A 24,550-nucleotide genomic window follows, 5' to 3' on the forward strand; every position below is an offset into this window, starting at 1 on the left:
TCATTTGCTCCCGGATCGTCGGTTGTCTATACCATTAGACAACAAAGATGCCAGCGGACCCCGCGATGCCCGATCATAACCCGGCCGCCCGCCAGCCCGAAGCGCCCGTGCCCGAAAGGCCCGATCCGGCCGCCCGCCGCGCCGTGATGGCGCTGTGCGGCGAGGCCCGTCCCGAGGAGCTGCGCCGGGCGCTGACGCAGCTCGGCGGCACCGAGACGGTCGAAGACCTGCGCCCGCCGGAGACCGGCCTGGTGATGACCCGCGGCCGCATCGGCGGCGACGGTCGCCCGTTCAATCTCGGCGAGGCGACGGTGACCCGGGCGGCGGTGCGGCTCCCCGGCGGCGAGACGGGCTTTGCCTACCATCTCGGCCGCGACCGGGCGAAGGCGCGGCTCGCCGCGACCCTCGACGCCCTGTGGCAGCATCCCGGGCGCCGCGCCGCGGTCGAGGCGGCGCTCGGCCCCGTCGCCGCCCGCCGGGCCGAGGAGCGCGCGGCGCAGGCGCGCCGGATCGCGGCGACGCGGGTGAACTTCTTCACCATGGCCCGAGGGGACGATTGATGCTGGCGCGCGGCTTTTCCGACCCCGTCCACGACGCCCAGGGCGTCTTCCGCGCCGTGATGGATGCGCTCGCGCGCCCCGGCACGCTCCAGCCCCTCGCCGCGACCCTGGAGCCGCCGGCGCCGCTGACGCCCGAGCTCGCCGCCATCGCCCTGGCGCTCGCCGATGCCGACGCGGCCCTCTGGCTCGACGAGGCGCTGCGGCACGACCCGGCGGTGGCGGATTTCCTGCGCTTCCACACCGGCGCCCGCATCGCGGACGCGCCGTCCGAGGCCGCCTTCGCGCTGGTCTCCGACGCCGCCGCCTGCCCGGATTTCGCGGCCTTCGCGCAAGGGACGCCGGCCTATCCGGACCGCTCCGCCACCCTGGTGCTGGCGGTCTGCGACCTCTCGGACGTCGAGGGCTGGCGCCTCGACGGGCCGGGGATCCGCGAGAGCGCCCGCCTCGCGGCCGCGCCCCTGCCGGCCGACATGCTCGCCCGCCTCGCCCGCAACCATGCCGGCTTCCCGCAGGGGATCGACCTGATCCTCGCGGCCCCCGGCCGCCTCGCGGCGCTGCCGCGCTCCACCCGCGTCCAGGAGGGCTAGCCATGTACGTGGCCGTGAAGGGCGGCGAGGCCGCCATCGCCAACGCGCACCGGCTGCTCGCCGAGACCCGCCGGGGCGACGCCTCGGTGCCGGAACTGTCGGTGGCGCAGATCCGCGAGCAGATGGCGCTCCTCGTCGACCGAGTGATGACCGAGGGCTCGCTGCACGATCCCGACCTCGCGGCGCTCGCCCTCAAGCAGGCCCGCGGCGACCTGATCGAGGCGGTGTTCCTGGTGCGGGCCTACCGCACCACCCTGCCCCGCTTCGGCGCCTCCGAGCCGGTCGAGACCGGCGCCATGACCCTCCGCCGGCGCATCTCCGCCACCTACAAGGACCTGCCCGGCGGCCAGGTGCTCGGGCCGACCTTCGATTACACCCACCGCCTGGTCGACTTCGCCCTCGCCGCCGAAGGCGAGGCGCCGGTGGCGAGCCAAGCCGAGCCGCTGGCGGACGCCGCCCACGCCCCCCGGGTCACCGACCTCCTCAGGCAGGACGGCTTGATCGAGCCCTCCGCCCCCGACGACGGCTCAGCCCCGGGCGACCTCACCCGCGAGCCGCTCGACTTCCCGGCCGACCGGGCGCTCCGGCTCCAGGCGCTCGCGCGGGGCGACGAGGGCTTCGTGCTCGCGCTCGGCTACTCGACGCAGCGCGGCTACGGCCGCACCCACCCCTTCGTCGGCGAGATCCGGGTCGGGGCGGTCGCGGTCGAGTTCGTGCCGGAGGAGCTCGGATTCGCGGTGCCCCTCGGCGAGATCGACCTCACCGAGTGCCAGATGGTCAACCAGTTCCACGGCAGCGCCGAGGTGCCGCCGCAATTCACCCGCGGCTACGGCCTCGCCTTCGGCCAGAGCGAGCGCAAGGCGATGGCGATGGCCCTCGTCGACCGCGCCTTGCGCGCCGAGGAGCTGGGCGAGCCGGTCGGCGCTCCGGCGCAGGACCAGGAATTCGTCCTCGCCCATTGCGACGCGCTCCAGGCCACCGGCTTCGTCGAGCACCTGAAGCTGCCCCACTACGTCGATTTCCAGGCCGAGCTGGAGCTGGTGCGGCGGCTGCGCGCCGAGCACGCCGCTCGACGGGCGGTGCCCGAGATGAAGGAGGCCGCGGAATGAACGCCGCTACCGGCTACAACTTCGCCTATCTCGACGAGGGCACCAAGCGGATGATCCGCCGGGCGATCCTGAAGGCGATCGCGATCCCCGGCTACCAGGTGCCCTTCGCCTCGCGCGAGATGCCGATGCCCTACGGCTGGGGCACCGGCGGCGTGCAGGTCACCGCCGCCATCCTGGGCCGCGCCGACGTGCTCAAGGTCATCGACCAGGGCTCCGACGACACGACGAACGCGGTCTCGATCCGCGCCTTCTTCGCCCGCACGGCGGATGTCGCCGTCACTACCCGCACCCGGGAGGCGACCGTGATCCAGACCCGGCACCGCATCCCGGAGGCGCCGCTCTCCGAGGGCCAGGTCCTGGTCTACCAGGTGCCGATCCCCGAGCCGCTGCGCTTCCTCGAGCCGCGCGAGACCGAGACGCGCCAGCTCCACGCGCTCGCCGAGTACGGCCTGATGCACGTCAAGCTCTACGAGGACATCGCCCGCCACGGCCACATCGCCACCACCTACGCCTATCCGGTCGAGGTCGCGGGCCGCTACGTCATGGACCCCTCGCCGACGCCGAAATTCGACAACCCGAAGATGGACGATTGCCCGGCGCTGCAGCTCTTCGGGGCCGGCCGCGAGAAGCGCATCTACGCCGTGCCGCCCCACACCCGCGTGAGGAGCCTCGACTTCGAGGATCATCCGTTCCGGGTCCAGAGCTTCGACAGGCCGTGCGCGCTGTGCGGCGCGGAAGGGGTCTATCTCGACGAGGTGCTGCTCGACGATGCCGGCGGGCGGATGTTCGTCTGCTCGGACACCGACCATTGCGAGGAGCGGCGGGCCGACGGGCATGTCGGGACCGGCGGCATGGAGGCGGCGCATGTCTGACCTGACCGTCCGCCGGGCGCAGGAACCCGACCTGCCGGCGGTGCTCGGCCTCTACGCCGAACTGAACGCCGGGCGGGTCGCGACCCTGCCCCACGCCGAGGCCCTGCTCCGACGCCTCGACGATTATCCCGATTACGGGCTCTACGTCGCCGAGGTCGGGGGCCGGATCGTCGGCACGTTCTGCCTCGTCGTCCTCGACAACATCGCCCATTGGGGCACGCCCTCGGCCCTCGTCGAGAGCGTGGTGGTGGCGGAGGCCGAGCGCGGCACCGGCCTCGGCCGGCGGATGATGCGGGAGGCCGGCCGCCTCGCGGGCGAGAAGGGCTGCTACAAGCTCGCCCTGTCCTCGAACGTCGACGCCAAGCCCGCCCACCGCTTCTACGAGAGCCTCGGCTTCGAGCGCTACGGCTACAGCTTCCGCCTCGATCCCCCCTTCACGGGCGATGCAGGGCTGTCCGGAGACGGAGAAGCCACTGGTTCCCCCTCTCCCCGCGGGCGGGGAGAGGCCTTCGCCCCCCTTGTCGGGGGTGAAGGAAGCCCGAAGGGCGAGGGTGAGGGGGGACTTCCGGAGGAGTCTCACTCGTCGAGACCCCCTCACCCTCGCTCCGGCTTCGCCTCCGCTCGTCACGACCCCGACAAGGGGGCCGTGACCCTCTCCCCGCCCGCGGGGAGAGGAGAAGGCCTGCGCCTTTCACCGGCATTCAACAGCCCGGCACGCGACGAGGAGACGACGGCATGAGCACCCCCCTGCTCCAGGCCCGCGGCCTGACCAGGCATTACGGCGCCCGCCTGGGGTGCGCCGACGTGTCCTTCGACCTCGATCCCGGCGAGGTGCTGGCGATCGTCGGCGAATCCGGCTCCGGCAAGTCGACGCTGCTCTCGCTCGTCGCCACCGAGCTGGCCCCCGATTCCGGCAGCGTCTCCTATCGGATGCGCGACGGGCGATTGCGCGACCTCGCGACGTTGAGCGAGGCCGAGCGCCGGGCGCTGATGCGCACCGACTGGGGCTTCGTGCGCCAGGACGCGCGGCAGGGCCTGCGGATGGCGGTCTCGGCCGGCGGCAATGTCGGCGAGCGGCTGATGGGGGCCGGCGCACGCCACTACGGCCAGATCCGTGCGACCGCGCTCGACTGGCTGAACAAGGTCGAGATCGCCCCCGACCGGGTCGACGACCCGCCGACCCGGTTCTCCGGCGGCATGCGCCAGCGGCTCCAGATCGCCCGCAACCTCGTCACCGGCCCGCGCCTCGTGCTGATGGACGAGCCGACCTCGGGCCTCGACGTCTCGGTCCAGGCCCGCCTGCTCGACCTGATCCGCGGCCTCGTCGCGGAACTGGGCCTCGCCGTCATCATCGTCACCCACGACCTCGCGGTGGCCCGGCTCCTGTCGCACCGGGTGATGGTGATGCGGGCCGGGCGGGTGATCGAGACCGGCCTGACCGACCAGGTGCTCGACGATCCGGCCGAGCCCTACACCCAGCTCCTCGTCTCCTCGGTGCTCGCCGCATGAATCCCGTCCAGAATGCGCCCGCGCTCGAATTCCGCAATGTGGCCAAGACCTTCACCCTGCACCTGCGCGGCGGCGTGCAATTGCCGGTGATGGGCGGCGCCGACCTCGCCGTGCATCCGGGCGAGTGCGTGGTGCTCGGCGGGCCGTCGGGGGCGGGAAAATCCTCGCTCCTCAAGATGGCCTACGGCAATTACCGCTGCGACCACGGGCGGATCCTGGTGCGCGACGGCGGGCGCGTGGTCGACGTCGCCGCGGCCTCGCCCCGCGAGGTGCTGGTCTTGCGCCGCCGCACCATCTCCTACGTGTCGCAGTTCCTGCGGGTGATCCCGCGGGTCGGCGCCCGCGAGGTGGTGGCCTCGGCCGCCCGCGAGGGCGGCATGGCGGCCGATCTCGCCCTCGCCCGGGCCGAGGAGCTCCTCGCCCGCCTCAACCTGCCCGAGCGCCTGTGGGACCTGCCGCCCGCGACGTTCTCGGGCGGCGAGCAGCAGCGGGTCAACATCGCCCGCGGGCTGATCGCCGAGCGGCCGATCCTGCTCCTCGACGAGCCGACCGCCTCCCTCGACGCGCAGAACCGCGCCGTGGTGGTGGAGCTGATCCGCGCCCGCCAGGCCGCCGGGGCGGCCTTGCTCGGCATCTTCCACGACACCGACGTGCGCGAGGCGGTGGCGACCCGGGTGGTCGACGTCACGGCCTTCCGCCGGCAACACGCCGCTTGAGACATACGCTGAGAGAACTGGGGACCTCCATGCAAGACCGGATCCTCGAGAACGCCACCCTGGTGCTGCCCGACCGGGTCCAGCGCGGCTGGCTCGCCGTGGTCGACGGCCGCATCGCCGAGATCGGCGAGGGCCGGGCGCCGGAACGCGGCCTCGATCTCGACGGCGACCACCTGATCCCGGGCCTCGTCGAGCTGCACACCGACCACCTCGAGAGCCACTACGCGCCCCGCCCCAAGGTGCGCTGGCACCCGCTCGGCGCCGTGCTGGCCTACGACGCGCAGATCGCGGCGTCCGGCATCACCACGGTGTTCGATTCGCTGCGCGCCGGCAGCGACCCGGACGGCAGCGGGCTCGGCCCCGAGCTGATGCAGCTCGCCGGCGCGATCGAGACCGCCCGAGGTGCCGACCTGTTCCGCGCCGAGCACCGCACGCACCTGCGCTGCGAGATACCCTCCGCCGACCTGATGGACACGGTGCGGGACTTCACCGCCCGCTACCCCGTCGGGCTGATCTCGCTGATGGACCACACGCCCGGTCAGCGGCAGTTCCGCGACATCGAGAAGTACTACACCTACGCCACCCGCGGCGGCCGCTCGATCGTCGAGATCCAGGCCAACACCGCGATGAAGATCCGCGACGGCCAGGCCTTCAACGCGGTCAACCGCCTGGCCCTGGTGGCGCTGGCGCAGGAGCACGGCATCGCGCTCGCCAGCCACGACGACACGACCCTCGCCGACGTCGCCATGGCGAAGGACGAGGGCGTGCGCCTCGCCGAGTTCCCGACGACGCTCGAGGCCGCGCAGGCCTCCCGCGAGGCCGGCATCACCGTGATGATGGGGGCGCCGAACCTGATCCGCGGCGGCTCGCATTCCGGCAACGTCGCGGCGGAAGCCCTCGCCCGCGAGGGCCTGCTCGACGTGCTCTCCTCCGATTACGTGCCGGGCAGCCTGATGATGGCGGCGTTCGGGTTGCACGAGCGCGTCGCGTCCATCACCCTGCCGGAGGCGATCGCCACGGTCACCGCCAACCCGGCCCGGGCGACCGGCCTCGACGATCGCGGCAGCATCGCCCCGGATCTGCGCGCCGACCTCGCGCGGGTGCGCCTCGCCGAGGGCGTGCCGGTGGTGCGCCAGGTCTGGCGCCAGGGCCGGCGGGTCGCCTGATGGGGACCGGCGGCTTCGTCCTGGTGGTCGGCCCGAGTGGGGCCGGCAAGGACACCCTCCTGCGGCTCGCCCGCGAGGCCCTGGCGGGGGAGCCCCGCTACGTCTTCCCGCGCCGCCTCGTCACCCGCCCGCCCTCGGTCCACGAGGACAACGAGGCGATCGGCGAGGCGGAGTTCGCGGCGGGCGAGGCGGAGGGGCGCTTCGCCCTGTCCTGGCGCGCCCACGACCTCGGCTACGCGCTGCCGGCCGCGACCGCTTCGCTCGCCCGCGACGGGCACGTCGTCGTCTGCAACGTCTCGCGCCGGGTCGTCGACGAGGCGCGCCGGCGCCTGCCGGCGGTCACCGTGGTCGAGGTCACGGCGCCGCCGGGCGTGCTCGCCGCCCGCCTCGCCGCCCGCGGCCGGCCCGAGGACGGCGATCTCGCGGCGCGGCTCGCCCGCTCGGCCCCGGTCGCCGCCGATTGCCTCGTGGTGAACGATCGCGCGCCGGAGGCCGGGGCGGAACGGCTCCTCGCCCACCTGCGGGCGCGCTGACGGCGCCGCGCCGCCCCGGAACAAGGCCTTTCCCTTGGGAAAGATTCCACCGGGACGGCGACGTCCGCGGACGGCCTTTGCGAAACCTTCGGCCTCGTCCATGATTTCTGAACGCCCCCCGTGATCGGGAGGGCCGAACGGGAGATCAGGACCGCCGTGATGAGCGAACCGCGCGAGACCGAGCTGAAGCTGGATGTCGAGGCCTCCGACCTCGCACGCCTGCGGGAGCATCCGCTGCTCGCCGGGACCTGGACCGAGACCGAGCTGACCTCGGTCTACTACGACACGCCGGACGGCCGCCTGCGCGAGGCCGGCTACACCCTGCGGGTCCGCCGCGACGGCGAGCGCCACATCCAGACCGTGAAGGCCCGGGGCCCGGCCGCCGCCGGCCTGTTCGACCGGCCGGAATGGGAGAGCGACGTGGCCGGCGAGCGGCCGGACCCCGCCTCCTTCGCCGGTACCCCCGTCGCCGCGCTCCTCGACGGCGCGGACGACCTCGCGCCCCTCTACACCTCGACGGTGACCCGCAGCGTGCGCCGCCTCGCCGATACCGGGCCGGCGGGCAGCCGCATCGAGGTCGCCCTCGACCGCGGCCGGGTCTGGGGACCGGACGACCGGGTCTCGCCGATCAGCGAGATCGAGTTCGAGCTGACCGGCGGCTCGCCGCAGGCCCTGTTCGACCTCGCCCGCACGCTCGCCGCCGACGTGCCCCTGCGCCTCGGCGTGCTGAGCAAGTTCGAGCGCGGCGACGCCCTGGTCGCGGGGCGGCTCGGCCGCGCCGTGAAGGCCGAGCCGGTGTCCCTCACCCCGGACATGACCGCCGCCAAGGCGTTCCAGGCCGTGGCCTATGCCTGCCTGCGCCAGATGCGGCTCAACGAGACCGTGCTGCTGGCGCGCCGCGACGTCGAGGCCCTGCACCAGCTGCGGGTGTCGCTGCGCCGCCTGCGCTCGGCCTTCTCGCTGTTCGGCGCGGTGATCGAGGACCGGCGCGTGCCCGGGATCAAGGCCGAGCTGAAGCGCCTGATCGAGCCGTTCGGCCATGCCCGCAACCTCGACGTCTATCTCGGCAAGACCCTGCCGCGCGAGCGCGAGCGGCGCCCGGACGAGCCCGGGCTCCTGATCCTCGAGCGCCACCTCGAGACCGAGCGCGCGGCGGCGCACGACGCGGTGCGGGCGGTGCTGGAGAGCCGCGCGTGGCGCGACTTCCTCCTCGATCTCGTCGCCTGGATCGAGAGCGGTCCCTGGCTCGGCCCGGACAATGCCGGCGCCGCCCGCCGCGATGGCCCGGCCCGGGCCTTCGCCACCGAAGAGCTGGAGCGGCGCCGCCGCCAGGTGAAGAAGCGCGGCCGCCACCTCGCCGATCTCGACCCCGAGGCGCGCCACCGGGTGCGGATCGCCGCCAAGAAGCTGCGCTACGGCGCCGAGTTCTTCGCCGCCCTCTACGATGGCAGGAAGGCCGCCAAGCGCCACAAGGTCTTCGTCGAGGCCCTGGCCGACCTGCAGGACCACCTCGGCGACCTCAACGACATCGCCACCGCCCATACCCTGGCGGCCGAGCTCGCCCGGGGCGCGCCGGAGGGCGCGGTCTTCGCCGCCGGGATGGCCACCGCCGACACCGAGGCGCGCAGCCGGCACCTGCTGGCCGCGGCCGACACGGCGCACGAGGCCTTGATCGACGTGCGGCCGTTCTGGCGCTGACGGGAAGGGCCCCGCGCGTCAGGCGCGGGGCATCAGGGCGTACAGGGTGATCGCGGCGGCGTTCGAGACGTTGAGGCTCTGGATCGCGCCGCGGAACGGGATGCGGGCCATCACGTCGCAGCATTCGCGGGTGCGCTGGCGCAGGCCCTTGCCCTCGGCCCCGAGCACCACGACGAGCGGCGTCTTCGGCCCGACCGCGTCGAGGGTCTCGGGCGCCTCGGAATCGAGCCCGACCCGGGTGAAGCCGCGCTCGCCGAGCTCGATCAGGGCCTCGGCGAGGTTGCGCACCACCACGAACGGCACGTGCTCGAGCCCGCCCGAGGCGGATTTCGCCAGCACGCCGGTCACCGTCGGCGAGTGCCGCGCCGTGGTGACGATGGCGGTGACGCCGAAGGCCGCCGCCGTGCGCACGATGGCCCCGACATTGTGCGGATCGGTGATCTGGTCGAGGGCGAGCAGCACCGCGTCGTCGGGCAGCGCGTCGAAGGCCGGGCCGGCGAGCGGCTCCGCCTCGAGGTAGAGCCCCTGGTGCACCGCGTCCGGCCCGAGCAGGCCCGTGATGGTGCCCGGCTTGACGATCTCGGGGATGATGCGCAGCTCGCCGACCTCCTCGGCGAGGCGGATCGCCGCGTTCTCGGTCGCCAGCAGCCGCCGCAATTCGCGGTCCGGGTTGCGCAGCGCCTCGGAGACCGGGTGCCACCCGTACAGCACCGCCGGCCCGTCGACGTCGTCGCCGGGTCGCCGGCCTGGCCCGCCCTTGCCCGGTGCGCCCTTGCCCGGCCCGCCACGTCCCTGCGGCGGCTTGCCGTAGCCCGGTCGTCCCTGGCCGTCCCTGCCCTGCCCGAACTTGCCCGGCCCACCCGCGCGCGGTCCCTGCCTCGTCGTCATCTCGTCGTCCCGCCCGCGTTCAAGGCCTCGATCGGCGCTCGACAAGACTGAGCCCTCGTCCGCCGTCAAGCCCATCAATCCGGTTGCCCTCCCGGTGGATCCCCACTATAGCTCCCTTCGCCCCGCACCGGCGCCCTTCGTCTAGCGGTCTAGGACGTCGCCCTTTCACGGCGAAAACACGGGTTCGAGTCCCGTAGGGCGCGCCAACAATATCAAGCGCTTAGCTTGGTTGGCGCGGTTTCCATGTCCAACGGTTGTCCCATATATCGGGGTGGACACCCTTGGACTCAGTCGCCCTCAAGGTCGTCTGGATACGGCTTGGCGGCTCCCGATCGGAAGCTGATTGGTCCACTGGTACTCAGCTGCCCCTCCGCGTCATTGAGCAGCACCAGGATCTGATCCACCACGTCCAAGGCAAGTCCCGCTAGGCGCTCGAACTGCTCGCGTGGGATGCGCTCTGCGGCAATGGGGTGACCGGCGGGAAAGTGGATGATGTTGCTCATCTTCACTCGCTCCAGGCTTTGGCGATATCGCGGATAAGCGCATTGTTGTGAATGCGCATGTTGCACCTGAACTCCTGCTGCGTACGAACCATCAGGATTTCATCGCGCTGATACTCATCTTCTGGCTTGCGAGTGGCAATCTCCTTCTCAAGACGATCTACGATCCAGCAAGCGCGCTCTTCTTCGAACCGCGCCACCTCGCCCAAAGCCGTTGTGAGCGGGGCGGATCCTGTCTCTTTGGAGCTATAAGGGCGCGCCGCCACGCCTTCCCAGGTAAATTTCGCGACCTGATAGGCCTCGAACAGGGCCGAAAGCTGAAAAATGTCCAGGGCACCCAGGTCGACTTGCTCGGCGGAGAGGCGGGCGATGTCTCCTTTGTGTGTCTCGGATTGTGCCTTGACGGTGGCCACGGGGGGGGCGCCAGCAGCCTCAAGCCGGATAGAATTCACACCGGCACGCAGGGCATCGAGCCCCGCCAGAGCCTCTGCTTCCGTGTCGGGGTTGGACTGACGTATTGCGTCCGGCAGGTAGGCGGCGAGCGCGGCCAAGCCGCTAGGGGTGATCGGTTGGGTGGTCAGGATGCTGCGGAAGGCAGCGCGCTCTAACTGGCGGGCTGTTGCGTCGTTCGCCTCGGCTGCCTCGTATTCCGGCGTACCGCCGAGTGTGGCGCTCCAAGCGAACATGGTCGGGAGCCAGGCGTCATATGCGGCCCGATGCGCCTCAATCGCAGCAAAGATCGGATCCGCCGCGGCCTCAGGCTCGGCCTTGCGCCCGACGTGGCGTATCTCCTCCGGCTCCCGGGCGTGTTCGCCGAAGCGCAGGTTGCGATAGGCTACTGCGAGTGGATGATCCCGTTCTGTCGCGCTTCCGTCGCCGAGGGAATGCGCTTGTCGTGAGATGACGGCGATAGCGTAAGCCACGCGGTCGGCATCTGTGTGCATTGGGGCGTGCAGGAGAGCGCGGAATGTCTCCTCCTCAGTCTTTCGCCGCTCGGCCAGATCCGGTAGCCCGTAGGCTTCCGTGTAGAGGGCGTAGCCGTAGGCTATCTCATGCGCATGTATGAGTTCGGAGATGGTTGCAGGGACATCAGCGCGTGCAGCAGGATCACCCTGCAAATAAGGTGCAAGCCTATCCGCAACCGGCAACGCGTTGCCGAATGTCTCATGCCGACCCATGTCACGATCCAATCGCAAATGCTCAGCGGGAGCAGCGCTACGGCTACCCTCCGCTTTGGTTAACTTGCGATTACTATCGTGATGCACTTTGCCGCCGTGCGACAAGGAAATTGACTCACCGTCCACAGGAGGCGTTTTCGCCTTGCGGTCGGCTGCGGATGCAAGGCGATCGGCCTCCGCCTGGAGCGCAGCGGCGCGGCGGCGCAGATCCTCAATGGAGCCGCCGACTGGCTTGGCGCTGGCGGCGAGGCGTTTGCGTGCGACCACCATCACAGGCCTCCCTCAGCCAGGAGAGAGTCGAAGGCGATGCCCTCCTCCGGCCCTAGGGCGGAGAAGTAGCGGCGCAGGCCATCTCGCAGCGCCGCGAGCGCGTCAGCGTCCTGGCCGAGATCCTGATCGGCTAGCGCCGGCACGGGAGTGTCGTTGCTCATCGTCATCCCCCTCAAAACGGGCGCAGGACGCCGTAACCGGCAATGGTGCCAGCCACGAGGATGACGGCCGCCAGCAGCTCGCCAGTGGCATTCACGAAGCGCAGCGCGCGGACATGGGGGGTGTCAGGCCGGACCGGCTGTACAGCCTCCCAGGCGTCCGGCGCCTCAAGCTCGTCAGGCGAGATGACGGGAGCCTCTCGTGCATAGAGATGCGGAGAAGGCGTGCGGCCGCGTTCACCGGCGCGGGCCGGGGCTGTAGGATAATGGATAGCCATGAGACGTCCTCTTGCGACGTGCGTGGTCAGGGCCGGATGGAAGCTCTCACCCTTCCTTCCGGCCTGCTATCGTGGTACCATGATGGCTTGTAGGGGTCAACTGGTGGTACCATGGGATCGGATGAGAAATCGCGCCCTCAGCAGCCGGGCACTCAGATCCAGGTCCGCCTACAACCAGCCGCCTTAGCTGCACTCGATCAATTCAGAGCCTCAGAAGCCGATTTGCCATCGCGCCCTGAGGCGCTGCGCCGGTTGGCGGCCGAAGGCCTCAAGGCCAAGGGCTACCTTAAATGAAGGCGGCCTATGCTTTATTCGTGGACCAGTTCAGACAGGTGCAGCTTTGCTCTGACAGGCACTTTGATCGCAAGGGCGGATGGTAATGACCAAGAAGTCAGAAGCAGAAAAGGCTATTAGGAGCCTAGCATTCCAGTGGGCAAAAGAGATAAATTATATCATCAAACCAGGCTGGTATCCGAGCTTTACGGATTTTGAGCGATGGCTTAACGACAAATCATATGGTCATTATTTAAATTTTCGATCTTCCGCGGGCCCGCACTACGATGCAGAAAAATGGCTCGAAGATGAACTGAAGGACTGGCCTACCCGCAGCGATGACGAGTCTTAGTTTCACGACCTGTGCCGATTGCCGGCAAGCCTTTGGTATAATGCGTGGCTGACCCTATTCATAGCCGAAACGAAGAGACATAACTATTTTGTTGCTTCTGGACGGCCCGCCTCCAATTTTCATCGGCGACTATATATTTTGCATATGCAACAAAAAATTGCTTTCCATCGATCGGTCCAGTCATGTTATCAGCGCCTTCTTTTAGCTGCACTAGAGCGCTGCTTAAATCTCTAAATTCTGCATCTAGACCGCCGAGTCTATTTCTAACATCCTCGGCTTTATCGTAAGACTGACGAATAGCCTTTGTAAGCTGAACTCGATCGTCTTGCGTGACATGTCCTGCACCACGAGATAGCGCTATAAATTTATCGAGTATGGGCTTAAGATCGAAATTTGCCTGAACGGTTTGTTCAGTCGCAGCGCTATTTGCTTCAATTCTCGTTTTGCGAAAATCACTATAGTTCAGCCAAACGGCTGCAATCGCTGTAGCTAGGGACGAAAGTGCCGCCACAGCCCATTTCGGCATGTTGTCTAAGTGGCTAAAAAATGCCATTTTGATCCCTCACCGAGCCACTTTAGCAGGTCCTTTGATCCCTGTCCTGCCCGCTGCCTGGCGGGCCTTGTCGCATGCCTCTGCCCATCCGATCGCCCCAGAAAGTTTGATTTGGGCGAGCGCCTGAGCCTGAATGTCTGCAACGCAAGCATCATCTGCTGGTGCCTGCGAGTTTCCAATCCTGATCAGGCCGGCCTCGGCAGCACTAAAAGCGTCTGGTCCATAGTTGACCGCTAGAGCAAACAAAACGGCCGCAACAAGAGGGGTAATCTTAGATGAATAAATATTCAAAAATCCCGGTGAACTTACGTCCGTGCGAAGTTCAGGAGTGTATGGACCGGCATCTATGAAGGCAGCGTCCCTGTATGAATGGTAAACATCCTCTCCTTCTGCGATTGCTTTCGTATTAGCTGCTACGAAATTAAAAAATGATTGTATTAGAAAATCGTCGTAGGTTTTGAAGTCATCTTCTGTTACATCAAATCTAGCACTAAAATCTCCATCAAAGGTATATCCATTATAAACTAGATCATAAATCTCACGCCGCACTGACCTAGGTAGCGTCACAAATATATTTGGTTTGCTTATAATGTCTAATATCGTCCTATCAAGAAATCGCTTCTCGATTTTTCCAATCCACTTGACGCGCCGCCCTTGTAAATTTTCTTCTCCGTAAAATCTGGGCACATTAATGTCTACAATTGCAGTTGGCTCCTCCGTAAATTCGCCGATGAATGCAGGGAAAGAGTAAGCTGCTGGCGCTACTAAGACTAAATCGCCTTTTTTAGCGCGATGAAAATACCCTGTCAAAGCGCTGCGCAGCTGCGATACGCCAGCATCTTCAATTCCTTTTGAATAATCACCAACTTCTACGCTGGGTTTTGGACTGTCGCCCTTTCCTCTGTACCATGATTTAAGCGCGCGAGATCGGTGTATCTGCTGATTAATTCCACTCTGCTGACTTAGAGGTATGTCAGGAGTAAGATTAAGTCCCGGAAGATCAATGAAAATCATTTCATTTTCTATGAAATCGGGATATAGGCGATAGCCAGAGCCTGGCCTCGCGAAGAATATTTCATGATCTCGCGGAAGTATACGCGTATTTATATCAACGAATACCATGCCTCAAGTCCCTAGCGGCGATGCCGCTCAACGATGCATCGCTCTTGATCCTCAACGTTTAGTGGAAGGCGACGTGGAGCGAAAGGCCTAAGTTGTTGGCTCAGGCAGCGGCTGCACGATCGTCCAAAGCCAGATTGAACGAGTGAGTTCGGTGCCCAGAGCGTATCCGCAACCTTCGTTATCGCACCGCACTCTGTGCGTTCCTCAGGCTCATATCCTGAAAGCGCGTGAGGCCCCGCAGCGCGGCGTTCGCCGTCTCCTGCGCGTTGCCGTTGCCCTGCACGTTCATGGTGACGCTCAGGGGCATGTTCAGGGAGCGGTCGTTCGAGTTGGTCGTGTTGTTCGTGACGCCCAGCGGGGCGTCCGTGGCGCCGTGGCGGGCCGTGAAGTCCATGCCGCCCAGCACTTTGCTGAGCCGCGCATAGTGACCGTGGTCGTTCGCGATGACCTGCGCATCGCTGACGTTCGTGGCCTGACCGATCGGACGGCCATTCTGCGCCGCGCGGGCAGCGTCGCGGCCGATCTTCGCCATGGCGGCCTCAGTCTGGCGGGCGAAGTTGTCCGTGTGCCCGTTCCAGCCCTCGGCCCTCTCGAACTGCGCAGCACCGTCGGCGGCCTCGCGAGCCGTGGTGGCGGAATTTAGGGTCCTGAGTGCGCGGGCCTCCGTGCTCTTCAGCTCCTTCAGAGCGTAGTCGATTTGGTCATCGAAGCTGGTGTTGCCGTTGATGGCCGGCTTACGGCTACCGAGCCATTGGGCGATCCCGAACGCCCCGGAATTCGGATTGATCGAAGCGGGGCCGCCGCGGGCCTCGACTGAACTCCAACGAGCGACTAGGGCCTTCGCGCCCAACTCCGAGACGCCACCAGCCTTGAGCTTGTCGATCGCATGCTGCTGGCGCTCAGGCGTCCACCAGTTGCCGATCGTAGCCTGCCCGACCTTATCCCCGTACCGGATATTAGGCTTCCGCCCCCCAAGCCATGTAGGAGCGTACTGTTTCCAGAGGCGCCCGAGCTTGCCCGAGTTCTCTCGGCCAATGTCCCCCATCGGGTTCGTATCGAGCGCCCCGCCTGTCGCCGGATCGGCACCGCCATGGGCTACTGCCTTTGGAAGCTGCGTCGCCACTGCCACGCCCGACAGCGCCGCGGCGCCGCCGAGTAGCACGGCGGGGTTCAGCCCCATCCGCAGCAGCATCGCAGCCCACCCCGTCCCGACGCCCGTAAACGCAGCCAGGATCTTCACCAGCCAGACGGTGGTGAGCCAGATCGCGAAGGCCTCCAGCCCGCCCTGTAGCCCCTTCTCCCCGGTGATGGAGGACGTGATGTTGCCGAGCCCCGTGACGAGCGGGGCGATCGCGTCTACGACCTTCATGAAGCCGGCGGCCAGTGCCACGGCAGCCTTACCAGCGCCCTCGATCCAGACCCGGATCTGATCTGGATTTGCCTCGATCCAGGCGCGCACTTTGTCAATGATCGCCGTAAGGGCCGGCGCGAAGTCGGTCAGGAGCTTTTGCGAAACGAGTTCAATCGAGGTCTGCAGCGACCGGAACGACTGCATCAAGGCAGTCGATTTCTTCGCCGCGTCCTCGTTGTTGAGGCCGATCCGGCGCGTCGTCCGGTCGTACTCGTCCTTGAACCGCTTGAGTTCGTCACCGTGGTCCCGAACCGCTCGGAACGTGTCCTCGTCCATGCCGAGCGATTGAGCGTAGGTGTAGCCGATATGGTAGGGCTGCTTGCGGAACACCTCGCCTAGGTCGCGGAAGATGTCCGTGGTCTCGCGAAGCTTGCCGTTCTGGCGCGTGGCGACGCCGAGGGAGCGCACCAGCCCCTCATAGCCGGGGTTCGTCCGCATCTGCTTAGCGAACGCCTCGACCGACGCCATTGCGCCTTCGTAGGTGCCCCCGAGCTGCGAGACGGCGTAGCTCAGCCCCTTGAGGTTCTGGATCGTCGAGCCGGCCTTCTGCGAGGCGTAGGACAGCCCCTCGAACGCGCCGGCTACCTTGAGGGCCGCAACGGTCGCCGCCGTGGCCATGGCGGTTAGGCCCGTCGCCAGCCCGGCTACGGCTAGCTCCGCCTTCTTCACGCCATCCATGAACCGCTTCTGGCTAGCCTCGTCCTGGCGGTAGCCGATCGCCACCATGAACTGCTTGAGGATGTCGTCCGCCATGATGGTGCTCCTGCGCGGCCGACGCCGTCACTGCTGATTGGTGAATTGCGGATCGACGCCGATGCCGCGCTGCGCCTGAATGATCGGGATACCCTTGTTGCTGTTCATCGCGACACAGGTCGCGGTCGTGTACCAGCTCTGCCCGCGGGTATCGCCTTCATGGTCGGCGAACAGAACCTTGTAGAAGCCATCTGTCGCAATGTCCGGGATCAGTGAGTTGCTGACTGCGCCGGTGTACGAAGCATCGAAGAACTGCCGGTCGATGCTTCGCTCGTCGATCTTGACCACGCTGCCGATCGCGATGCGCGGATTGAGTAGGGTTCGGACGATGATACCGCCAATGGTCTGCTGCGGCCGCCCGATCATGCCGGTTCGGCTGTTGAGCACGATGGCGTCGCCGGGCAGAACCCCGTCGTTCTTCACCATCTGCAACTTGCCGTTCTGGATGCTGGGGGATGTCCCCGTCGCAAACCCGATCCGTCGCAGGACATCATTGGCCATACCGGTGAGCACAGCACCGCGCGGGAACTTCTTCGACCCCAGATCGGCGATGAACCCTAGCTCCACACCATGCGGCTGCATGGCTTTGAAGCACTCCATCACCTGATCCCTGTATGTGTGGCCGGAGGCGAGCGCCTTGTTGACGACGCCATAGTTGTGGGCGGTGTCGCTGTCGGAAGCCAATGCAAAAGCGAAGGTGTCGACCGGCGTCTCCTGGCCGGCTGTCGCCTGGATGATCTCACCCTTGAAGATCAGCCCCACATTGTCGCGGTACCCTGCGGAGATACTGACTTTCTTAAATTCCTTCAGGAAGCGCTGCTCTGTTGCTTTGGCGACATTGTAGACCGTGATGGCGGCACGGTTCGGCGACATCTTATCCCCGTGTTCAACCTGGAATTTGAAGCGCAGCTCCGACCCGTCCTTGACAGCGAAGCGCAGGCCGTCATTGCCGCCCTCGAAATCGATCGTGGCGCTGCGGAGGTACTGGCGGGTCATGCGGCCTCTCCGTCGTCGGGCGCCTGCGGACCGAGGAAGGCGTCGCGCAGTACGCCGCGGCCCTTGATCGCCATAAGGCTGCTGAACAGGGCGTCGGCGAACTGATGGGCGCCCCACAGGGCGCGGCTCATGTCGCCGTCGACGTCGTTGATGGAAGCGATCTCGACCACGGCGCCGCCGGCCCGGAGGGTGATTTCCAGCGGCGCTGGTTCGTCGCCCGGCGGATGCATCAACAGCACCTCGAGCCCACCGACCGCGCCAAATCGATAGATCTGGTTGAGGTCGCGCCCCGACAACCGGGTGGGAAATTGCACAACGTCGCTCATCAGCGATCCTCAAGAGTGGCTGCCGGCCGCGGGAGTGACGCCTCCCCGCCGGCTGTCGTCGTTACTTCCGGCGCCACTGAACGACTTGGCGCCATCGGCGGCCCTGACGGCGCCGATCGGGTTGGCCTCACTCCCCGATGCGGGGGAGCGGGCAATTCGGATCATCCAGAAGACCTCGCATGGCGTCTTCCCAGGCGAGTTGTTCGGCCGTCGCCGGCACCTCGTTGGACCGCTCGAAGAACGCCGATCGGCCAACGTCGTCTGCCTCGCTCAGCAAGGCGCGCTCGCCGGGGCCGATGCTCGGGCTGGTGTGCTCGCTCCGCAGAACGTTCAAGACGCGGCCAATTCCCAGAAGCTCGGCCCGGAGCGCCTTCGCTCGTTCGATCAGGTCAGGAAGGGCGTACTGTAGGACGGCCGCCCGTGCCTCGCGGACGCTCTCGTCGGCCCAGCGCACACCGTCGCTCGCGCGGTCCAGCGCAGCTCGGAGGCTGTCGCGGGCTGTCGTAAGCTGGTCGCGTGCCCTCCGGGACTCCTCGACGCGGCTGCGCGCTTCCTTGATCGGGGCTTCGGTATCGATCGACTCGCCACGGAGTGTGGCGGCAATCAATTCGGTTCCCGACAGCGGGCGCGCATCGGCAAGGGCTGCCTCTGCCTGCCATACCGCCTCGCTCGCCGGCAGCTGCCGCCCCTCGACCTCGTTCAGCGCCCGAAGTGCGTCGTCGCGAGACTGCCGCGCGGCGGCGCGGCGTTCGATCTGCTCCGCAAGGGCGGCGCGCGACGGATCGCGTGACACCTCTTGCTTGACCTTCGGCAGGGCCATGACCGTCACCCCTGCCGATACATGTGCGGGAAGGCCTTCGTGATCTCGGCCTCGTCGGCGGCACGAGCGGCGACGGTCTGCCCTCGGCTCTTCCGGACGCCGTGCCGGGCCCGCGCGTCGAGCGCCAGCCAGTTACGCCGGTCGCGCAGCCGGGCATCCGAGGCCAAGTTCTCGGCGCGGCCCTCACCGGCAAGCTGCGCGTCGAGTTCGGCGAGCTCGCTCTCGGATAGCTTGGACATCAGAAATTTGAGGATGGTTTCGACTTCAGTCGGACCCATGTCGTTCGCTCCATTGTAGATCGAGGCGCTTTGGTGGCTTCGTTTTGGAAGATGCTTCGTCACAGCGAGGATCTGCGCATCGCCGATGCCGTAGCTCGCCAAAAGATCGGCCTGTTGCTGCCAGTCCGTCGGATCGGAGGCAGCAAGGGCAGCGTCAGCAACGACCACATCAGGCCCAGCTCGGCCTTTCGGCACAAGGGCGACGTGGTTGCCCGACAGGTTGGTCATGCGACCGTCGAAGCGAACGCCCTGGTATGTCCCAGGCGTCATCACGGGGGTGTAGCGGTAGCTCGCCGAGATCTCCCGGGCCGTACCGTCGTTGATCCCGTCGATCGCCGGCCGCGACCAGCACGACAGATCCATCTTGAGGTACGGGGGCACCCACCGGGCGCCGCTCACCGATCCGACGGTGCGCTCGTGGTCGTGATCTTCGGCGCTCACCGGGTTGTGGCCGTAGAGCAAGGGCTTGCCGTTGAAGGTGTGGGCTGCCTTTTCAAGCTCGCGGGGATCGCGCAGCAGGTGATAGACCTTGTGCGCGTCGAGGCCGAGTTCCTGAAAACCCGGGATCTCGTGCCCGTAGTACGGGCAGACCATGGCTTTGCTCACGTTGGTCTGCCGGACGTGCAGATGACCGTCAGCATCGAAGGCCCGGGCGCTCGCATAATCGAGCGCCAGCATGTCCTGTCTCATCATCCGGGCCATCCAGCGTAGCTCCTTCGGCTGGGGTAGCTTCTGATGCGCGGGGGACCGAACGCGGTCGCCTGCTCCCTCGTCACGACGATTGGCTGTGCGCGCTGGGAGAGTGTCACCAGCGCGCCGGCTACAGCGTTCGCGACGTCGTCGTGCGCACCGCGTGGGTGATCGATGCTGTCCCGGCCACCGCGTGCCGTCCGGCGCTCCAGGTTCACGATCTGCGTGCGCAGGCGCTGGTGATCGAGCAGGGACGCGCGCCCGCTGTTCAGCATCGGAAGCAGGTCGCGGTAGAGGTCGGACTTCGTCTTCTCGGACACGACGTACTGAATGCCGTGGACCTTGAAGCGCTCGCGCGGCCACTCGCCCGCGTACCGGTCGCCCATCACCTCGCTGACCTTGTAGCTCTTCAGCAGGGTGGCGAAATCCTCCACTACCTGATCCGGCGAGAAGGGCGGCCGGCATTCCCGGACGGCGTCGAGCACCACCGCATCGCCCTCAGGGTGAGCGATCGCCAAAGTCATGCTGTCGCCCGAGCCGCCCGACGGATCCACGAAGGCCACATGGCCCTGGCTCGGCGGGCGTTCGAACACGTCGACGGCAATGCAGGCGTCCACCACGTCGAGGCTGACGAAGCGCTCCACGTCGGTCCGGAACTCGGCCCCGTACTCGGCTGCGGCGGCGGCCGGGTCGCGCTCGTAAGCTTCATCGATCAGGCGCTGAGGCACGCTCGGGTTCATCACCCGAGTTGGTGCGCGCCAGACCAGCACGTTGGGGTCATCCTTCCCGAAGTACCGATTGAAGGCATCCCAGAGGGCGCCGCGGCGGGCGTACGGGCTGGACGCACACAGCAGCATCCCGTTCGGGATCGTCGCCATGGCAGGCCTCAGGGCGTCGAGGATGGCGAAGTCAGGATCGGCAGCGTCCTCGGTCGGCCAGAACGCCATCTCGTCCAGCACGCCCGCCACGAGGGTTCGGCCTCGCACCGATCGGAACGAGGACGTGCCTACCTCGATCGTCACTCGGTTGGTCAGGTCGAACTCGTCGGCGGTCTCGCGCTCAACGAGGCGGGCCAGCATCGGCACCTCGGTGAGCAGCGCGCGCAGATAGTTGAGGATCGCGCGAGCCTGCTTACGGTCCGTGGCGATGATGAGGATCGTCGCCCGCTCGCCAGGCTGAAGGTACGGCCGGTAATCGCGGAATGTCGCGAGATAGACGGCGATCAGCGCCAGCACGAAGCTCTTGCCGGCGCGGCGGCCGCAGATTAGCCAGGCTTCGCTGAATGGGGCCTCAGGAGCCTCCTGGCGGCTCGTACAGGCCCGGTAAGCCTTCGCTTCGGTGTCGGATAGCGGCAAGGCGAACAAGGCGCCCAGGAACGCCCTCCACGCCGCCCAGGTGCCTTCGTCCCGGAACCAGCGGGCGAACAGATTGGGATCGCGCATGGCCTGGAGCAGGTTCACGCCGCGTTGCCCTCGATGTAGTCGCGCAGATCGGGGGTGACGTCTCGCGGGCGGCGCCTGAGGCCGACCGCCTCGAGCAGCCGGCGCAGGTTGCCGGCGGTGCGCTGATAGAGGTCGAGGGCATCGGCGCTCGCCTCCCCTGCCGTGGCGAAGGCCACCTCCATCCGCTCCAGCTCGACGGTCAGGGTGGCGACCCGGCGAACGATGGACTTCTCGGCCTCGGAGACCGCGCCCTCCCCGCCGAGGTCTGCGAGGTGCAGCGCAATTAGGTCCCGCATCCGGCGCGCCCAGAGCGAGCGCCCGTCCACGTCCGGCAACAGGGACGTGCCGTTGGTCACACGGGATCTATGCGAGCGCTTCCGAAGGCCAAGGGTGGGGCTATCCAACGTCGTTCCGCCGGGCTTATGGGACAAACGTTGGACAAGGTTATCACGTGCGCAGCGCTAAGTCATTGAACACACAAGTTTTTGTGCGTCTACGATTGTCCAAGTTATCGCCCTGCTCAAGCGACTAGAACGCTTTCCGGGTGCCAAGCAGGAAAATTGTCATTTGGAAGTAGCTCAGCTGCCCAACGAACCCTGATCCAGCCGAAAGTGTACGGGAAACTGCACGCGGCTCACAGTTTCGCTCTTTCCGCCCTGCTTCCCTTCTCCTCCCACCGAGGCCTCGAACGAAAGGACCTTCACACCGATTTTGGCACTACCGCCTTTCTCGGCAGTCGCTTGAGCTGTTATGGCTATGTCGAACCTCATGACCGACCACATCGCCTTGTCGTGCCATGCCACTCCAAATCCCGGGTCGATCTTGGCGTGCTCCGTTACAGCGGGTGCGACCAAGCCACCGACCTCAGGATCCTTTCTGGCGGCTGCGACGCCTTTGAGGATGTCCAGGATTGTCTGTTGAACGAAATCTTGGAGGTCGACCATGGCGGCACTCCTGTGTGCGTGAGTTCCAGGAGGCTGACATCGGAGCTGCCAAAGTGCCAGCCTGGCACAAAGGTAGTGCCAGCGTTGGAGGTACGTTTCTCCCCACCCTCACTTCCCTGCCTCAGGGTGGCATTCCCCACCCCACCACACCTCCCCACCCCTAAAGGGGGTGGGGAAGGTGGGGAAGTGGGGAAAGCCCGGAAATGCCCTCACCTTCCCACCTCTCCACACCTCACCTTTCAAGGTGAGGAGTTTCGTCTAAACTCAGATCTTGGCCGTTCGAAACGGGGGCGGGGCAATGAGGAATTCGAACAGGGTAGCTGCTCTTTTTTCAGCAGTGATGATCTGGAGCACGCCGGCCAGCGCCGACTTCCGCGCCGAACTAGCTGGCCGCTTCAACGAAGATCCGCGGTTTTTCGTGCTGAACATCCCGCCGCGTCCCGTGGGTTGGCCGGGATCAATTCTCACCAGCGATCAGCGCTTCGTTATCTCAAGAGGATCGCAGAATGACCCAGCTGTCGCTCATGGCCCCCCTTTCAATATGGCAATTGGACTTAAAGTAGATTTGAAAACAAGCGCTAATGCCGGTGTAATAAATCTGTTTAAACTGACTGCATCGGCAACAGATACAGTTTCTACGACATTTGATATAGAACAAGTCAGAATTCACGATATGACAATCGGAGATCTACGAAATAAATTAATCGCTGTCAAACAGCTTAATTCTACAAATAATGGTGGACTTATTGTCATATTCCGATCATATGAAGGAAGCTTTGTTATGAGAGCTACAAAAAATGCGGGCGTAGATGCGAATGCATGGGCAGCGTTCCAAAAGGGCGTGATAGACGCTGGGCTGACTGCCGCTGCAGATGCTGGGGACACGTTGATAATCCGCTCGAATAATCCTATTGTATTTGCATTTGTAACAATCTCGATCTCTGATCTAAACGCTGTATTAGCAACTATTGAAACTCCATTAATAGCGCCTCCTGCAAATACATCCATACGCAACAATCCTAACTTCAACAATCCAGGACAAATAATTGGCGGATCTAATTCTATAATTAATAACCCCGGCAACGTATTTGGTGACATTCTTGGCGGACAAATAAATATTAATCGACCAAGCACAGCGACTGAAATAGCAGAAGCGCAGGAAAAATTGAATTTAGCACAACAGCTATTTACTACTAGTGTCGCGCAAATGCTGCAAGGACGTGCGCCTGGCATTTATGAAAATGTATCTCGATCGGGAATTTATTTAGTTCCTGCAGAGAATTTCGGCCGTCAACCCAATGAATAATATCATGCAAGTTCACCCAATTCGACAAAACTGCGAATGTTGCCCTTTTTGTCCCTTCCGCTTGCAATGACAAACATCCCATTTGCGATCCAGATCTTGAGCATTTTTTTGATCCGCTCCCGGTGTTGCGGCTCGTTTGGATCCAGCTTCAGTGCGCCTGCGATGGGCCGACCGACCCAGTCGCCAGCTTGGACGTTCTCGCGCCAGGGGCCGCCGACACACACAGCGGCCTGAGCGGCGCGCAGATCCTCGACCGACATACCCTCTAGAGGATCGGGCCAGGACCACGGCTCGACCACCGCGACATGGTCGCTCAGAGCCAATAGGCTTTCCGGGCCGTTCCCGAGCGAGATGGAGGCCAGGTGAAACCATGAGCCGCGCTCGGGCGGCTGGGCTAGGTTGGCCTTACCGTTGTCCACCCGGAAGTAGCGGCGCCTCTGATCGACGCCAGCCCGTTCGGCCTCCTCTTTCGTCATCTGGTTCAGCACCCGGGCTGAGCGTGCCTTGGCAAGCAGGGCGCCTGCGCCCCGACCGTCCTCGACGGTGTGCTCACCCGCACTCCCCTGCCCCTTGCGAACGTGATGCACGAGGTCGAACGCCGCGCCGGTCTCCTCGGCGATCCGATTGATGGCGCTTGCGACGACATCCACCGCCCCATTGTCGTTCTCAGTCACCTGATGCGTCGACACGAACGGGTCGAGGAACACGACGTCGATCGCGTTCTCCAGGATGGTGTGGGTCAAGGCCTCGACGACTGGCACGGCGAGATGCGTGCCCGCACGGGTGGTGCGCGCCAAAATGATCTCCGAGTCCCGGCCGCTGTCGAGGAACAACCAACCCTCGATCTCCTCGCGGCTGATACCGTAGTGCAGGCAGATGGCCGCCACACGGCGCTCCACCTCCTCAAGCGGGTCCTCGCCGTTCCAGACCCACACCCGGCAGCGAGCCGGCGGGGTGATACCGAGTAGCGGCCGGCCGGTGGCTAGTGCCAGCGCCTCGACCAGCACCAGCGACGACTTGCCGAGCCCGCCCGGCGCCACTGTCATACTGATGAAGCGGCGGATCAGATGCTGACCGTAGAGCCATTGCCTGGGCGGAATGCTGGCGGGATCCCGCCAGCGGAAGGGTGTTGCCCGGATCGCGCCCGGCTTGCCGGTCGGGACCTGATCGCTATCCGGATAGGGCCAATGCCAGTCCGGCTGGGATTGCCCCGGATCGGTGGACACCGAGAACGCTTTCGCGTGAGGTGTTTTTGCCATGCC

28 protein-coding genes and 1 tRNA gene are annotated in these 24,550 nt (G+C 65.8%); 13 read left to right on the forward strand and 16 right to left on the reverse strand.

Going from position 1 to position 24,550, the window contains the following annotated elements:
• The first annotated feature begins 65 nt into the window (after positions 1-65).
• From phnG to A5481_RS26925, 10 genes are all read left to right on the forward strand, one after another.
• Complete coding sequence (gene phnG / locus A5481_RS26880) at positions 66-560, forward strand: phosphonate C-P lyase system protein PhnG (RefSeq protein WP_082173122.1); 495 nt, start codon at positions 66-68, stop codon at positions 558-560.
• Positions 560-1,147, forward strand: a complete 588-nt coding sequence (gene phnH, locus A5481_RS26885) for a phosphonate C-P lyase system protein PhnH (protein ID WP_048433991.1) — start codon at positions 560-562, stop codon at positions 1,145-1,147. The genes phnG and phnH overlap by 1 nt, the downstream gene beginning before the upstream one ends.
• Positions 1,148-1,149: 2 nt before the next feature.
• Positions 1,150-2,256 carry a carbon-phosphorus lyase complex subunit gene (locus A5481_RS26890; protein ID WP_048433992.1) on the forward strand — a complete coding sequence of 369 codons (1,107 nt, stop codon included), beginning with the start codon at positions 1,150-1,152 and terminating at the stop codon, positions 2,254-2,256.
• Positions 2,253-3,128 carry an alpha-D-ribose 1-methylphosphonate 5-phosphate C-P-lyase PhnJ gene (locus A5481_RS26895; RefSeq protein ID WP_048433993.1) on the forward strand — a complete coding sequence of 292 codons (876 nt, stop codon included), beginning with the start codon at positions 2,253-2,255 and terminating at the stop codon, positions 3,126-3,128. The genes A5481_RS26890 and A5481_RS26895 overlap by 4 nt, the downstream gene beginning before the upstream one ends.
• On the forward strand, positions 3,121-3,867 hold the full coding sequence (locus tag A5481_RS35425; RefSeq protein ID WP_245238826.1) for a GNAT family N-acetyltransferase: 747 nt from the start codon (positions 3,121-3,123) through the stop codon (positions 3,865-3,867). Before A5481_RS26895 ends, A5481_RS35425 begins: the two co-directional genes overlap by 8 nt.
• On the forward strand, positions 3,864-4,637 hold the full coding sequence (gene phnK, locus A5481_RS26905; protein ID WP_048433994.1) for a phosphonate C-P lyase system protein PhnK: 774 nt from the start codon (positions 3,864-3,866) through the stop codon (positions 4,635-4,637). Before A5481_RS35425 ends, phnK begins: the two co-directional genes overlap by 4 nt.
• Positions 4,634-5,353, forward strand: coding sequence for a phosphonate C-P lyase system protein PhnL (phnL, locus tag A5481_RS26910; protein ID WP_048433995.1), 720 nt, complete (start codon positions 4,634-4,636; stop codon positions 5,351-5,353). The genes phnK and phnL overlap by 4 nt, the downstream gene beginning before the upstream one ends.
• A gap of 29 nt (positions 5,354-5,382) precedes the next feature.
• Positions 5,383-6,519, forward strand: a complete 1,137-nt coding sequence (locus A5481_RS26915; protein WP_048433996.1) for an alpha-D-ribose 1-methylphosphonate 5-triphosphate diphosphatase — start codon at positions 5,383-5,385, stop codon at positions 6,517-6,519.
• Positions 6,519-7,052 (forward strand): phosphonate metabolism protein/1,5-bisphosphokinase (PRPP-forming) PhnN, encoded by a 534-nt coding sequence (phnN, locus tag A5481_RS26920; RefSeq protein ID WP_048433997.1) that lies wholly within the window; start codon positions 6,519-6,521, stop codon positions 7,050-7,052. The genes A5481_RS26915 and phnN overlap by 1 nt, the downstream gene beginning before the upstream one ends.
• A gap of 159 nt (positions 7,053-7,211) precedes the next feature.
• A complete protein-coding gene (locus A5481_RS26925) occupies positions 7,212-8,750 on the forward strand; it encodes a CYTH and CHAD domain-containing protein (protein ID WP_048433998.1) in 1,539 nt (512 codons plus the stop codon).
• Between the two features lie 18 nt (positions 8,751-8,768).
• Here A5481_RS26925 and rlmB read toward each other — a convergent pair whose 3' ends face one another.
• On the reverse strand, positions 8,769-9,638 hold the full coding sequence (gene rlmB, locus A5481_RS26930; protein WP_082173123.1) for a 23S rRNA (guanosine(2251)-2'-O)-methyltransferase RlmB: 870 nt from the start codon (positions 9,636-9,638) through the stop codon (positions 8,769-8,771).
• Between the two features lie 130 nt (positions 9,639-9,768).
• Between rlmB and A5481_RS26935 the strand changes: the two genes are divergently transcribed.
• Positions 9,769-9,844, forward strand: a tRNA-Glu gene (locus tag A5481_RS26935).
• Positions 9,845-9,925: 81 nt separating this feature from the next.
• On the opposite strand, the gene A5481_RS26940 is transcribed toward A5481_RS26935, so the two are convergent.
• The 4 genes from A5481_RS26940 to A5481_RS32825 are packed head-to-tail and all read right to left on the reverse strand — an operon-like array spanning position 9,926 to position 12,022.
• A complete protein-coding gene (locus tag A5481_RS26940) occupies positions 9,926-10,141 on the reverse strand; it encodes a hypothetical protein (RefSeq protein WP_048434000.1) in 216 nt (71 codons plus the stop codon).
• A 2-nt stretch (positions 10,142-10,143) separates the two neighbouring features.
• Positions 10,144-11,586, reverse strand: coding sequence for a hypothetical protein (locus tag A5481_RS33945; RefSeq protein ID WP_156311842.1), 1,443 nt, complete (start codon positions 11,584-11,586; stop codon positions 10,144-10,146).
• Entirely contained in the window at positions 11,586-11,747 is a 162-nt protein-coding gene (locus tag A5481_RS33950) for a hypothetical protein (RefSeq protein WP_156311843.1), read from the reverse strand. Before A5481_RS33950 ends, A5481_RS33945 begins: the two co-directional genes overlap by 1 nt.
• Before the next feature lie 11 nt (positions 11,748-11,758).
• On the reverse strand, positions 11,759-12,022 hold the full coding sequence (locus A5481_RS32825) for a hypothetical protein (protein ID WP_082173124.1): 264 nt from the start codon (positions 12,020-12,022) through the stop codon (positions 11,759-11,761).
• Between the two features lie 379 nt (positions 12,023-12,401).
• Between A5481_RS32825 and A5481_RS33955 the strand changes: the two genes are divergently transcribed.
• Positions 12,402-12,647, forward strand: coding sequence for a hypothetical protein (locus A5481_RS33955; RefSeq protein ID WP_156311844.1), 246 nt, complete (start codon positions 12,402-12,404; stop codon positions 12,645-12,647).
• 58 nt (positions 12,648-12,705) lie between these two features.
• Here the strand turns inward: A5481_RS33955 and A5481_RS33960 are convergent, their stop codons facing one another.
• The 10 genes from A5481_RS33960 to A5481_RS26990 form a co-directional block, all read right to left on the reverse strand.
• Complete coding sequence (locus A5481_RS33960) at positions 12,706-13,200, reverse strand: hypothetical protein (RefSeq protein WP_156311845.1); 495 nt, start codon at positions 13,198-13,200, stop codon at positions 12,706-12,708.
• A gap of 9 nt (positions 13,201-13,209) precedes the next feature.
• Positions 13,210-14,322, reverse strand: a complete 1,113-nt coding sequence (locus A5481_RS33965) for a hypothetical protein (RefSeq protein ID WP_156311846.1) — start codon at positions 14,320-14,322, stop codon at positions 13,210-13,212.
• Between the two features lie 178 nt (positions 14,323-14,500).
• Complete coding sequence (locus A5481_RS35430) at positions 14,501-16,486, reverse strand: phage tail tip lysozyme (RefSeq protein WP_048434003.1); 1,986 nt, start codon at positions 16,484-16,486, stop codon at positions 14,501-14,503.
• Between the two features lie 27 nt (positions 16,487-16,513).
• Positions 16,514-17,482: a phage protein gene (locus tag A5481_RS26960; RefSeq protein ID WP_048434004.1), complete on the reverse strand. Its 969-nt coding sequence runs from the start codon at positions 17,480-17,482 to the stop codon at positions 16,514-16,516.
• Positions 17,479-17,808: a hypothetical protein gene (locus A5481_RS26965; RefSeq protein WP_048434005.1), complete on the reverse strand. Its 330-nt coding sequence runs from the start codon at positions 17,806-17,808 to the stop codon at positions 17,479-17,481. Before A5481_RS26965 ends, A5481_RS26960 begins: the two co-directional genes overlap by 4 nt.
• Positions 17,809-17,935: 127 nt before the next feature.
• Positions 17,936-18,628 carry a hypothetical protein gene (locus tag A5481_RS26970; protein WP_156311847.1) on the reverse strand — a complete coding sequence of 231 codons (693 nt, stop codon included), beginning with the start codon at positions 18,626-18,628 and terminating at the stop codon, positions 17,936-17,938.
• Between the two features lie 5 nt (positions 18,629-18,633).
• A complete protein-coding gene (locus A5481_RS26975) occupies positions 18,634-19,608 on the reverse strand; it encodes a DUF2213 domain-containing protein (RefSeq protein WP_053082367.1) in 975 nt (324 codons plus the stop codon).
• Entirely contained in the window at positions 19,596-21,056 is a 1,461-nt protein-coding gene (locus A5481_RS26980) for a hypothetical protein (RefSeq protein ID WP_048434007.1), read from the reverse strand. Before A5481_RS26980 ends, A5481_RS26975 begins: the two co-directional genes overlap by 13 nt.
• Positions 21,053-21,394 (reverse strand): hypothetical protein, encoded by a 342-nt coding sequence (locus tag A5481_RS26985; protein ID WP_048434008.1) that lies wholly within the window; start codon positions 21,392-21,394, stop codon positions 21,053-21,055. Before A5481_RS26985 ends, A5481_RS26980 begins: the two co-directional genes overlap by 4 nt.
• Positions 21,395-21,616: 222 nt before the next feature.
• Positions 21,617-21,982, reverse strand: a complete 366-nt coding sequence (locus tag A5481_RS26990; RefSeq protein WP_048434009.1) for a hypothetical protein — start codon at positions 21,980-21,982, stop codon at positions 21,617-21,619.
• A 298-nt stretch (positions 21,983-22,280) separates the two neighbouring features.
• Between A5481_RS26990 and A5481_RS33970 the strand changes: the two genes are divergently transcribed.
• Positions 22,281-23,288 carry a hypothetical protein gene (locus A5481_RS33970; RefSeq protein WP_156312260.1) on the forward strand — a complete coding sequence of 336 codons (1,008 nt, stop codon included), beginning with the start codon at positions 22,281-22,283 and terminating at the stop codon, positions 23,286-23,288.
• A 2-nt stretch (positions 23,289-23,290) separates the two neighbouring features.
• Here A5481_RS33970 and A5481_RS26995 read toward each other — a convergent pair.
• The coding region (locus A5481_RS26995) for an AAA family ATPase (RefSeq protein ID WP_245298666.1) at positions 23,291-24,550 on the reverse strand (1,260 nt) is incomplete at its 5' end.

The sequence above is a fragment of the Methylobacterium platani genome, assembly GCF_001653715.1.
In the GTDB taxonomy this organism is placed as follows: Bacteria; Pseudomonadota; Alphaproteobacteria; order Rhizobiales; family Beijerinckiaceae; genus Methylobacterium; species Methylobacterium platani.